The sequence below is a fragment of the Streptomyces sp. NPDC059398 genome (assembly GCF_042751845.1).
Lineage (GTDB): Bacteria > Actinomycetota > Actinomycetes > Streptomycetales > Streptomycetaceae > Streptomyces.
Window position 1 is genome coordinate 1 of record NZ_JBHYWP010000153.1, and the last position, 12,335, is coordinate 12,335.

General features: G+C 70.5%; 7 protein-coding genes and 1 pseudogene. 5 read left to right on the top strand and 3 right to left on the bottom strand.

Annotated features, from left to right (window positions below; translation table 11 throughout):
• Positions 1 to 217 precede the first annotated feature (217 nt).
• A pseudogene (locus ACFXBC_RS33530) lies at positions 218 to 1,537 on the top strand (acyl-CoA dehydrogenase family protein); the annotation flags it as partial.
• A 15-nt stretch (positions 1,538 to 1,552) separates the two neighbouring features.
• Here ACFXBC_RS33530 and ACFXBC_RS33535 read toward each other — a convergent pair.
• Entirely contained in the window at positions 1,553 to 2,698 is a 1,146-nt protein-coding gene (locus ACFXBC_RS33535; protein WP_385033355.1) for a hypothetical protein, read from the bottom strand.
• A 344-nt stretch (positions 2,699 to 3,042) separates the two neighbouring features.
• Here ACFXBC_RS33535 and ACFXBC_RS33540 point away from each other — a divergent pair, with 344 nt between their 5' ends.
• Positions 3,043 to 4,233 carry a lipid-transfer protein gene (locus tag ACFXBC_RS33540; protein WP_385033358.1) on the top strand — a complete coding sequence of 397 codons (1,191 nt, stop codon included), beginning with the start codon at positions 3,043 to 3,045 and terminating at the stop codon, positions 4,231 to 4,233.
• Between the two features lie 155 nt (positions 4,234 to 4,388).
• Here ACFXBC_RS33540 and ACFXBC_RS33545 read toward each other — a convergent pair whose 3' ends face one another.
• Entirely contained in the window at positions 4,389 to 4,622 is a 234-nt protein-coding gene (locus tag ACFXBC_RS33545; protein WP_385033361.1) for a hypothetical protein, read from the bottom strand.
• A gap of 553 nt (positions 4,623 to 5,175) precedes the next feature.
• On the opposite strand from ACFXBC_RS33545, the gene ACFXBC_RS33550 reads away from it, so the two are divergent.
• Entirely contained in the window at positions 5,176 to 6,405 is a 1,230-nt protein-coding gene (locus ACFXBC_RS33550; protein ID WP_385033364.1) for an MDR family MFS transporter, read from the top strand.
• A gap of 132 nt (positions 6,406 to 6,537) precedes the next feature.
• On the opposite strand, the gene ACFXBC_RS33555 is transcribed toward ACFXBC_RS33550, so the two are convergent.
• Complete coding sequence (locus ACFXBC_RS33555; RefSeq protein ID WP_385033367.1) at positions 6,538 to 7,425, bottom strand: GNAT family N-acetyltransferase; 888 nt, start codon at positions 7,423 to 7,425, stop codon at positions 6,538 to 6,540.
• Between the two features lie 1,150 nt (positions 7,426 to 8,575).
• On the opposite strand from ACFXBC_RS33555, the gene ACFXBC_RS33560 reads away from it, so the two are divergent.
• Positions 8,576 to 11,593, top strand: a complete 3,018-nt coding sequence (locus ACFXBC_RS33560) for an AMP-binding protein (protein ID WP_385033370.1) — start codon at positions 8,576 to 8,578, stop codon at positions 11,591 to 11,593.
• Positions 11,594 to 11,771: 178 nt separating this feature from the next.
• Positions 11,772 to 12,302: a GTP cyclohydrolase I gene (gene folE / locus ACFXBC_RS33565; protein ID WP_385033373.1), complete on the top strand. Its 531-nt coding sequence runs from the start codon at positions 11,772 to 11,774 to the stop codon at positions 12,300 to 12,302.
• The last annotated feature ends 33 nt before the right edge of the window (positions 12,303 to 12,335 follow it).

The following is a 12,335-nucleotide window of genomic DNA, read 5'->3' on the forward strand; positions in this document are numbered from 1 at the left end:
GGGGGGGGGGGGGGGGGGGGGGGGGGGGGGGGGGGGGCGGGGGGGGCGGGGGGGGGGGGGGGGGGGGGGGGCCGGGGGGGGGGCGCCCCCCCCCCCCGGGGGCCCCCCCCCCCACGTCCCGGACGAAGGAACGGCGGACGTCCCCGACGGAGGAACGGCGGGCGTCCCCGGCGGCGGGGCGGCGTGCGCGGGCGGGTCCGTGGCCGCTGCCACCTCGGCGGGCGTGCGCGGGCTGGTCGCCGCGCTCGCCGCTGCCACCGCGCTGGACGCCGCGTACAGCTGCGCCAAGGACTGCATCCAGATCCTCGGCGGCACCGGCTTCACCTGGGAACACGACGCCCATCTCCATCTGCGCCGCGCCGTCGTCGCCCGGCAGCTGCTCGGCCCAGGCGACACCCACCGCGCGCGGGCCGTGCGGTACGCCGCATCCGGTGCGCGCCGGGAACTGCGCCTGGAGCTGCCGGCCGATGCGAAGCCGTACCGGGAGCGGGCCCGTGAGGCGCTGGGGGCGGCCCGCGGCCTCGATCCCGCAGGGGCCCGCCGCGCCCTCGCCCCCACCGGATACGCCGCGCCGCACCTGGCGGAGCCGTACGGTCTGGGCGCGGGGCCGGTCCAACAGCTCGCCGTACAGCAGGAGATGGCCGCCGCCGGGGTGCGGATCAGCGACCTCGGGATCGCCACCTGGGTGGTGCCCTCGCTGCTCACATACGGGACGGACGAGCAGCGCGCCCGGTATCTGGCCCCGACGCTCCGCGGCGATCTGCTCTGGTGCCAGCTCTTCTCGGAGCCCGGCGCCGGATCCGACCTCGCCTCGCTGCGCACCCGCGCGGACCGGGTCGAAGGCGGCTGGCTGGTCAACGGCCAGAAACTCTGGACATCGGCCGCACAGTGGGCCGACCACGGAATCCTGCTCGCCCGTACGGACCAGGAGGCACCCCGGCACCAGGGGCTCACCTACTTCCTGGTGGACATGAAGCAGACCTCGGGGATCGACATCAGGCCGCTGAAGGAGATCACCGGCGACTCGCTCTTCAACGAGGTGTACTTCGACGACGTACTGCTGCCCGACGACGCGGTACTCGGCGCGGTCGACGACGGCTGGCGGGTGGCCCGCAACACGCTCGGCAACGAACGCGTCCACATGGCCGACCAGCTGACCTTCCCCACCGGTCTCGAAGCGCTGATCGCCCGGTCCGAAGGGCTCGACGGCGCCCAGCGGGTCCGGATCGGAGCGCTCGCCGCCGAGGCGCACGCCCTCGCCTGCATCGGGCTGCGCACCACGCTCCAGCAGGTCTCCGGAGTCGAACCGGGCGCGGGCGCCTCCGTACGGAAGCTGGTGCAGACCCCGCACCAGCAGAAGGTCGCCGAGCTGGCGCTCGAACTGCTCGGCCCGGCCGGTGCGCTCCGCGAAGGGGCGGGGGAGCAGGCCGTGCACGGCTTTCTGATGTCGCGCTGTCTGACCATCGCGGGCGGGACCACACAGGTGCAGCTCAATGTCGTCGCGGAGCGCCTGCTCGGTCTGCCGCGCGATCCGTGAGACCCGCGGGCGGGGCTACCCCGCGATGCTCCAGGCCCAGAGCTTCCCCTTCGCGATGGCCTTGAGGAGCCGGTTGAAGTCGTCCTTGACGGTCTGCGGTGTCTTGTCCTGCGGAAACAGCGGCAGGAGCCGCTGCCGGCCGAGCGCCTCGCCGGACAGCCGCTGCTTGTACCGGTTGTAGACCTTCGCGATGTCGCTCCGTACCTGCCCGCCCTCCGAGTTGCCGACGATGGGCAGGCCGCGCGTGCGGGCGTCATTGGTCGCGGCGATGGAGGCGATGTCCATCAGGAAGCAGTCGATGAGGTCCGTGACGTCCTGCTCCCGGGCGCCCGGCTGCCGGTTCTGTACATCCCTCAGCAGCAGGTCCGCCATCTCCAGGGTGACATCGCGGTAGATGTTGAAGCGCGGGCTGCCGGGGATCGCCCCGAGCACATGGTCCGGCTGCTTGGCCTTGTCCGAGTTCATCGTGGGCATCTCGCCGGGCGTTCCCCGCTCCTCCTGCTCCAGCCCGGGTACCGGCATCGGCAGACCCCGGAAGCCCTCCTCCTCGCCCCGCAGGCCCGGCTTGCTCTCCGCCAGAGGGTGGATGCCGAACTCGTGGCAGAGCATTCCGGCGATGTGCCCGATGCCGTAGTTCTCGAAGTAGTAGGAGGCCAGGGTGACGAAGACCCCCCGCTCGCCCTTGTCGCTCACCTCGGCCGGGGTCTCCGTGGTGCGCTTCTCCAGGGTGATCTCGCAGGGGCGGCCACCCACGTACCGCATGATCTCGGTGTGTGACGTGAGGAGCTGGATGATCCGGGTGGCCTTCTCGTGGTACTCCGGGTACTTGGCCGACACGTTGGTGAACGCGACGGTGCCGCTGGCCACCCGCATCCGCTGCACCGTGGGCGCCGAGGACACCGCACGCTGTACGTCCGCCCCGGCCGCCTCGCGCGGGCCGCCCGCCCCGGCCTGCTCCCCGCTCCCGCCGGACCGGCCGGTCCCGCGCAGCATCCGGACGACTGCCGCGTTGCCCGCGCTGCGCTGCAGGGCGGCCAGCCGCTGCGGGGAGCCGGGGCCCTCGGCGGATGCGGAGGCGGACGGCCGGGCGGCGGGCGGACGGGCCGGCGCCCGGCCGGCGTGCGCGCTCTCGGGTGTCCTGGCGGTCTCTCGGGGACGCATGGGGGGCTCTTCCGGCAGCGGGACGCGGATAACCCTTCCTGCATACCCCGCGCGGGGGTGGCGGCGCCAGGGGCGCAGGGGCAGCGGCTGCCGCCTGAAGAGGCAGGTCCCGGTGGCTGGGTTCCTGGACATCCGGGCCCGCGGCCTTCCGCTGACCGCTTCCCGCTGCCACTATGCATTTATCTGACGGTGTGTCAGGTGTGAGGTGTCGGATGTGAGTGTCGGAGTACGCGTGCCGATATGAGTGTCGGATACGAGCGTGGGACGCGAGACCGGACACGGGCGCCCGGCGGTGCTGCCGGGCGTGCGACCGGGGCAGCGGACCCGGGAGGCGGGACAGGACCATGAAGGCGTACATCGTCGGCGTCGGGATGACCAGGTTCGAGAAGCCGGAGAGCCGCGACTGGCAGTACTGGGACATGGCGAAGGAGGCGGGCACCCAGGCGCTCGCCGATGCCGGGGTCACCTACGGACAGGTGCAGCAACTCCCCGTGGGCTACTGCTTCCAGCCCTCCACGGCCGGCCAGCGCGCCGCATACGAACTGGGGCTCACCGGGATACCCGTCTACAACGTCAACAACAACTGCGCCACCGGATCGACGGCGCTGATGATGGCACGGCAGTTCGTGGAGGGCGGTGTCGCGGACTGTGTGCTCGCCCTCGGCTTCGAGAAGATGCAGCGCGGCGCACTCGGCGGCGGCGCGGACAGCGGGGACTTCAAGACATCGCCGGTGGCCAGGCACTACGGGGTCATGGCGGCCGGACACGGCTTCGAGATGACACCGCCCACCGCGCAGATCTTCGGCAACGCGGCCCGCGAGCACATGGAGCGCTACGGGACGACCGCCGCCCAGCTGGCCGCGGTCGGCGCCAAGAACCACCGGCACTCGGCACAGAACCCGCGCGCCCAGTTCCAGGACGTCTACACGGTGGACGAGATCCTGGCGGCGAAGACCATCCACCGGCCGCTCACCAAACTCCAGTGCTCACCGACATCGGACGGCTCAGCGGCGGCGGTCGTCGTGTCGGAGCGGTTCGTCATCGAGCACGGTCTGCACGGCAAGGCGGTGGAGATCGCGGGACAGGCCATGACGACGGACACCGAGGAGAGCTTCGCCTCCGGGTCCTGCATCGACGTGGTGGGCCGGCCGATGTCACGCGAGGCGGCCCGGCAGGCGTACGGCCGGTCCGGGCTCGGTATCGAGGACGTGGACGTCGTCGAACTGCACGACTGCTTCTCGGTCAACGAACTGCTGACGTACGAGGCGCTGGGCATGTGCGCCGAAGGGGAGTCGGGCAAGCTCGTGGAGAGCGGGGCGACCACCTACGGCGGCCGGTGGGTGGTGAACCCGTCGGGCGGTCTGATCTCCAAGGGCCACCCACTGGGCGCGACCGGCCTGGCCCAGGCGGCCGAACTGGTCTGGCAACTGCGCGGCGAGGCCGGAGCCCGGCAGGTACCCGGGGCCCGGGTCGGCCTCGCGCACAACATCGGACTGGGCGGGGCGGCGGTGGTGACGGTGCTGCGGAGGGGGTGAGGCGGGACTGGGCGGCCCTGGACCGGCAGCGGCGAGCTGAACGGCGACGGCTTCCGTGTGTTCTGTCCGGCCGGGACGGCACTGGCGGAGCGGGACAGCCCTTGGTCCGCTGGTGTGCGCTGCCTCTCGGATGCGCCCCTGCGCCGAGGGGCGCTCTATTCGATATACCCGGTAGTCGGATCCACCTGGTTCAGGAAGTCCCGTGCTGACTTTTCCCATTCCGATGCGCTCAAGGCTCTGGCCGGCTGCACCGCAGAAGTGAAGCCGTATCCGGGGTTGGGCCCGGTGAGCCACGTGAAGTCGTACGTGCCCCGCTGCCCGGGGCGTTTGACCACCTCGAACTTCTCCCCGTCAACCACCAGCGTCTGCCGTGTGCTGCGCCTCTTCATGGTCACCAGTCTGCCCGGTCCTGCGACGCCGGCGGCCTGCCCGGTCTCCGCGCCTCGGGGGACGGCGGGCGCACGCCGCGGCTGTTGGCGTTCTGTTGGCGGGGGTCCCTAGCGTTTTTCCAGCAGGGGGAGTCAGCAGATCCCCCCTGCGACGTCAAGAGAGGTGGCTCATGGTCGTGGGCCACAACTCCGTTGCTGCACAAGTGAATTCGCTGACGACATCAATCAACAGCCCCAGGCTGACCATCCGCAAAGTGTTACGTGGTGCTCCCGCAAGTACACCGTCTACGCGTAGCGGGAAGACCCGCAGCCACAGATACGTAAGCGGAGGGGCGCCGGGCGGAGAAGAGTTGGCCGATAGTAGGGGCGTGGTGCCGGGGTGACGCGCGGGAGAATTGATTCCGGTTCCGGGCCTGCTGCCCAGTGAACAGGGGTGTTCCCCCACGCGCACGCAGCGGCCCCGGCGACACCGCCCTGTTCCAGTCCGATCCCGGGAAGGATGCTTCGTGCCCCTGTATCTGTCCATCAGGCCGCCCGCCCCCTCCGTCATGCGGTGAAGGGCGCGCTCTCGGGTCTGCCACGAGCCTTCTGGTGGCTGTGGACGAGCACGCTGGTCAACCGCCTCGGCTCGTTCGTGGCCACCTTCCTGGCCCTGTATCTCACCGCGGTCAAGGGATACTCGGCCAGTTTCGCCGGGCTGGTCGTCGCGTCGTACGGGACCGGGGGCGCCGTCGCATCGGTGATCGCCGGAGTCCTCGCGGACCGGGTGGGGCGGCGCCCGACGCTGCTGCTGGCGCAACTCGCCACGGCCACCCTGACCGTCGCCCTGGGACTGGCCTCCCAGCCACTGATGATCGCCGTGCTGTCGTGCCTGCTCGGCGCCGCCTCCGGTGCCTCCAGACCCGTAATCCAGGCGATGATCGCCGACATGGTGCCGGCGGAGGACCGCAGCCGGGCGTTCTCGCTGAACTACTGGGCGATCAACATCGGTTTCGCGGTCGCCTCGGCCTCGGCCGGGCTCATCGTCGCGCACGGATACCTGTGGCTCTTCCTCGGTGAGGCCGCGGCGACACTGGCCTGCGCTCTGATCGTCTTCCGGAAGCTGCCGGAGACCAGACCCGGACCGGCCGCGGAGGACGAGGAGACACGGGGAGGCACCGGGCTCGGCAGCGTCCTGCGCGACGGGCGGTTCATGGCCGTGGCGGGCCTGACCTTCCTCGTGATCACCATTACCCAGCAGTCGGCCACCGCGCTGCCCATCGCCATGACCCGTGACGGGCTGTCAGCCGCCCAGTACGGGTGGGTCATCAGCGGGAACGGGCTCCTGATCGTGGTGCTGCAGATCCCGGTCACCCGGCTGCTGGCCCGCCCGGACCGGATGCGCCTGCTGGTGCTCGCCACCCTGCTGTGCGGTTACGGATTCGGGCTTAACGCGTTCGCGAGTTCCGCTGTCGGGTACTCGCTGGCCCTTGTGGTGTGGACGCTGGCCGAGGTCCTGCACGCGCCGGTGAACATGGACCTGGTCACCAGGCTCTCTCCCGCCCACGCCAAGGGCCGCTATCAGGGTGTCTACACACTGTCCTGGGCGACCGCCTCGCTGGTGGCCCCGTTGCTGGGCGGCCTGGTGATCGACGGCTACGGGCCCCAGGTGCTGTGGGCGGCCTGTGCTGTCGTCGGCACCGTGGCGGGCGCCGGATACTGGCTGCTTCTGCGCCGCGTACCGGCCGAAGGCCAACTCCCCCGGGAGGAGACCGCGCTGGACCCTCTGACCAAAAGCTCGTGAAGCGGCCGGCCCGCCCGGTCCGCCGCTGCCGGGACACGGCGGAGGCGGCGGGCAGTGCCCGCCGCCTCCGGGGGAGAGCGATGACGCCGAGGTCCGGCACCGCCGAGGTCCCGAACCGATGTGGAGGAGCCGCTACAACTGCTTCTCGAAGAGCAGTGCAGACCGGCCCGCGTCGGCACTCGTGCCGGTCTGCCGGTAGCCGTGGCGCCGGCAGAGGGCGAGAGCGGCAGGCTGGTCCGCGCTGGTCTCCAGGACCAGTCGGCGGTACCCGAGTTCGGAACCCCGTCGCTCCAGGTGCTCCAGTGCCCTGCCGCCGAAGCCCCGGCCCCGCCACCGGGGGTGGACCCGTATCTGTTCGATCCTCCCGGCGTCGCCCGCGGCGGGGCGCACGGCTCCCGCGGCCAGGAGGAACCCGCCGAGTGAGCCAATGACCGCATCGCTCCCGTCGTGCAGACAGCGGGCGGAGAAGTTCTCCAGGTCCTCATCGCGGGGGCCGGTGCCGGTGCCGGGCGCGGTGTCACGCAGGCCGGCGATCCCGGGGATGTCGGCGGGTACGGGCCTGCGCAACGTCAGGGGACCGGTGCAGCCGTTCGGCGCGATCCGGCGCACGGCGCCGAGGATCGTACCGTGGTCGAACGCGAGCTCAGGCAGTCCGGAGAGAGCAAGGGGCCACCAGCGGGCCTCCGTCGCGTCGCTGCCGCCCTTCACGGCGGGGCGCTCCGGCAGCAGGCAGGCGTAGGCGAGGCTCACATACCGGCCACGCGGGTCGCGGTCCGGAGCCGCGTACCAGGACAGTGGAGTCAGGTCGAAGCGCTCCAGGGGCAGCCCTGCCTCCTCGGCCAGTTCCCGGCAGGCCGCGTCCTCGGGCGACTCGTGGCGCTCGACCTTGCCACCGGGCAGCGCCCAGTCTCCTCGGTAGGGTTCCCTGCCCCTTTCGACCAGCAGTACCTCCCACCCGTCGGCGCCGGGGGCCAGTACCGCGAGGTCCACCGTCAGAACGACTCCCGCTTGCATGGACATGTTCTCTCCTTACGTATTGGCTGGATTGGCTGGTTGATTTCGGTTGTGCGCAGGTGCGGCCGGCCGGGGGCGCCCGAATGGGCCGGACGGCTTCCGTACCCCTGACGGCTGGAAAGGATCGGCCACTCCGCAGTTGACGACGGCCCGTCCGTACGGGTGGATACCGCGTCGGCACCGCTCGGGAAGAGACGGGCCGCGCGTGCGCGGAGTTGGATCCGTGGCCGAAAAGAGGTGAGGGCAGGTCCGAATATCGCGGTGACAGCAGGGATGGACGGTGAACAAAACCAGCAAGTAACCGTCATTGCCCGGCCAGGAATCGCTGAAACGCCATTGCTCCGGAATCCGCGCCGCCTGTGTGGATGCCTTCGCGATTTCGGAACCCGTTTCGCCGACGTTCATGTAGCGACGTTCACGTTGCGAGTTCCGCGGTCGGCTGTGGACGTTACCACGGTGAAATATCCAATGTGCAGGATGCAGGGGGGGATCTCCCGCGAGGATCCGGTGCCCGGGGAGGGCCCCGTGTCCGGTTCCGCTCGGTGCTGTCCATGCGTCTCCGTATCGGCTCTTCACCGACGCCCCCGGGGGCCGTTCCGTCTCTACCCCGCCCTCTGTACCCCGGTTCGGCCGGTGAAATGTGTACCGGCCGTGCATGTACTGACCAGTTGGTAATTGTTGACGTGTGCTAAGCCGACTGATTCGAGCCATCGATAGAAATGAGTCTCGGTGGCTCAAACAACGCGTCGGCTGGCTTGTTGGCGTGGTTCCTTTCCTTGCGCGTGACGAATCGTGGCCGTGCGAGGCCGTCCATGGTGACCAGCCAGAATGAGAAGACGCGCGCGTAGCGCGGTCGTGTCGGGGATGGAAGGGCGGATTGGCATGGTCTTCGTCACGTTGGACTTACCGCATTCCGTGTGCGAACTTGAGAGGGATCTCATCGAGATCACACAGGTCCGCACTCGGTCGAGTTGAGAGAATGTATGTGCCTGAGGAAATTATTCGGTGCATGGCGCGACGAACCGACTTTGAACCGTTCCGCTTCGATAGTCATTGATGAATGGCCCGGCTCCGATTTATTCAGCTTCTTCCCTCTGCCGGATCGCCCTTTCGACCCCTGTGACGTGCCGGCACGCCGCACGGCGGGAGGACTCTGATGGGCGGCCCGGTCAGTGCGCTGGTCGCGGGAATCCACGACTGGTACGAGGACAGCACCCCGGTCGTCGAGTTCGGTGAAAAGACCGTGTCCCGGGGGGAATTCGCCGCACTCGTCCGCCGCGTCGCCGAGCAGCTCTCGGACTCGGGCCTGCGGCAGGGGGACGTCGTCGCGGTGCGCGACTGCGACGACTGGCAGTGGATCGCCGTCATGCTCGGCATCTGGCGCTCGGGCGGGATCTTCCTGCCGCAGACCACCCCCGACCCGGCACAGCACGCCCCCTGGCCACGCCTGACGGTGCACTGTTCAGCACCCGGAGGGCCGGCCGTGGCGGGCCGGGCAGAAGCTGATGCGACCCGGCTCACGGACGGGACCGCCTATCTGCTGCCCACCTCCGGCAGCACCGGCCGTTCCAAGTGGATCCAGGGCACCTTGCACGGCCTGGACCACTTCGTCGCCTGGGAGATCGAGGAACTGCGGGCGGGCCCGGATGACATCTGCGCCCAGCTCACGGCACCGACGTTCGACCCCGTTCTGCGCGAGGTGCTGGTGCCGCTCGTCGCGGGCGCCCGCCTCGCCGTTCCCGAGGACCGGGCCGGACTCGTACGCTCACCGGCCGCGCTGGACTGGCTGGCCCGTACGGGAGTGACCCTCGTACACGCCGTTCCCACGCTCGCCCGGCTGTGGTGCTCGGGGAACTCGCGGACCGGACTGCCCTCGCTGCGTGCCCTCCTCCTGGCAGGCGAGCCACTGTACGAAGGCGACCTGTACGCCTGGGCGGACCGCTTCGGGACCGGCGCCACCCTCTACAACCTCTACGGCCCCTCCGAGACGACGCTGGCCAAGTGCGCACAGCGCATCGATCTGACCCTCATCAAGGAGGCCGTGTCCGAAGGCAAGGCCGTCGTGGGGCCACCGCTCCCGGAGTGCGGGATCCTCGTGGCCGACGGAGACCGCAGATGTGCCCCGTACGAGGTGGGGGAGGTGCTGATCCGTACGCCGCACGCCTCCAACGGCTACTGGGACATGCCGGATCTGAACGAGGCGCGGTTCGTCCGGAACCCCTTCGCGCCGGAGGATCCGGTGCGTGTCTTCCGGACCCGTGACCTCGGTTATCAACTCCCCGACGGCAGGCTGGTCGTCGAGGGCAGGCTCGACGCCGAGTACAAGTTCCGCGGTGTCCGCGTCGACCTCGGCCTCATCGAGGACGCGATCCGGCGGGTGCCGGGCGTGCGGGACGCCGGGGTCAACGTGGCGACCCCGCCCACCGGTCCGGCTGTCATCGCCGCCTACGTGGTCACCGACCGGCCGGTGCAGGACATCGCCCACGAGCTGCCCACGGATCTGCAAGGCCCCAGGCCCGGCGCCTGGAGAGCCGTGTCAGAACTGCCCAGGACCCACTCCGGCAAGCTGGAACGGAACGCCCTGCCCGCCCTGACCGCCGGCGAAGCGACCACGGACGACACGGCGGACCAGGACCCTTCGGTGCGCACCCTCCTGGGTATCTGGCGAGAGGTCATGCCACTGGCGCCGGGACTCGGCGCGCACTCCTCCTTCACCGACGCGGGAGGCCAGTCCATCGAAGCCGTCCAGGCGCTCAACCGGATCGAGGACGAGTTCGGTGCCGCCCTCGGACTCCGTGACCTTCTCGACCTCCAGACGCCGTACCGGATCGCCGCCCGGATCGCCGCGGTCCAGGGGGGTCCACGACCGTCCAGGACACGGCTCGGCTCCCTCCCGGCCACCGGCCCCCAGCCGCTCACCGGCGCACAGGAGCGGTTCTGGGAGTGGATCGGACGCGACGAGGAACCGGTCCGGTTCCAGTTCCTGTGGGCGGCCCGGCTCAGCGGGCCGGTGGACACCGCACGGCTGGCGGAAGCCGCCGACACCGTACTGCGCGGCGCCGACGGCCAGTGGCTGGCCTTCTCCGGCTCCGGAACCCGGGTACGCCAGTCCTCGTTCGGGCCGCACCCCGCGGTCGAGGTCGTACGGCCCCCGGAGGGCGCCGATCCGCACAGCTGGTGCAGGACCGACGCCGAACGGACCGCCGTCCGCCCCTTCGCCTTCGGCACCGAACCCCTCATGCGGGTACGCATCTACCCCCTCGGGCCCGACGAGACGGCACTGGTGCTCGTCAACCACGTCCTGGCCTCGGACGGCTGGACGAAGGAGCGGTACCTCCGGCAGGTCTGCGCGGTCTACGCGGGTGAGGAGCCGGTCGAGGCGCTGCGGTTCTCGGCCTACGCGGCCTGGGAGGCAGAACAGCGGCCGCTGTGGCCGGACCGGTCAGGTTACTGGGACGAACGCCTGCGGCGGCTGACCGGGATGCGCCTCCCCTGGCGGTCCGGAGCCGGGAACAACCGGCAGAACCACGCGCTGCGCACCGTCTCGTGGAGCCTGGACCGCGAGGAGTCCCAGGCGCTGCGGACGGCATGTGCCGCCGCCGGGACCACGCTGCCCTCCGCTGTCGCCGCCGCTCTGATCCGCGGGCTCCAGGAGTGGACGGGCCGGCCGGACGGGCAGTTGCTGCTGTCGAACGCCAAGCGGCCCGACCCGCGTCTCAACAGCACCCTGGGCTGTTTCACCGACTCGACCGTGCTGCCCTACGGGGCGCTGCCCGAGGCACCGGCCGCGGCGGCCCGTACCGTCGGTGACGAGATCGGCACGGCGCTCCGGCAGTCCCAGCCGTCCTTCCTCTGGCTGCTGCGCCGCTACCGCCCGGATCTCGACCCGCACGACCCCCGCACGTTCCCGGTCATCTTCGCGCCGCAGTCCGACTACTCGACTGCGGTGAATCTGCCCGGCGTACGCGCGCAGGCGCTGGACTGGGGCGAACGGCGGTGGATGTGGCCGCTGGAGTTCTACCCGGTCGTCACCGGCCCGGAGATCCACTTCCATCTCCATCACGCCACCGAGTACTTCGACCACGACCGGGTCGGGGAGCTCGCCGCCGCACTGCGCGCGGAACTCGCCCGACTGGCGAAGAACCCGGCCCCGGAGCACCCGCCGGCCCACTGACCAGCCGGAGCCGACGTCCTCGCGGACGACGTCTCCGGCCTGCCCGCGGCGGGGCCCTGATCACTCCCCGCCGGGAACATCACGCCCCCTCCCAGGAGGTGAAGCCCGTCACCTGAGCCGCCCTGAACCGATCACCCCTCTCGCTGACCCGCACGTCAGAACAGAAAGGCACCCCCCCATGACCATCGCCGACTGGCTCCAGCAGAACGTCACGGACGACAAACGCGCTCTCGACTGGTTCCGCGCTCCCGAGTGCGAGGACCGGATCGTCCGCGGCTACAAGGAATTACTGAGCGGGTACGACATCGACCCGTCCACGATCCTCAAGACGACCTGCCTCGTGGAGGACGAGCACCCGGGGGTCGTCCGCGTCCACGACATCAACTACTTCTCCATCTGCGCCCACCATTTCCTGCCCTTCTACGGGAAGATCGACGTCGCATACGTGCCCGGCAGCCGCATCCTGGGGCTGGGCAAATTCCCCCGGCTGGTGACCGCGTACGCGCGCCGTTTCCAGATACAGGAGCACCTGGTACGGGACATCGCGCAGGAGGTCATGGGGTCCGGCGACGCCCGTGCCGTGCTGGTGAAGTCGACGGGGCGGCACATGTGCATGTGCAGCCGTGGCCCCTCCGACCACACCGTGGTGACCGACACCAGCTGGACCGAGGGTGACCCCGACGTCCTGGCCCGGTACGGCGTTTCCTGAGCCCGGTGAGGACGGCGCCTGTGGGTACTGAGC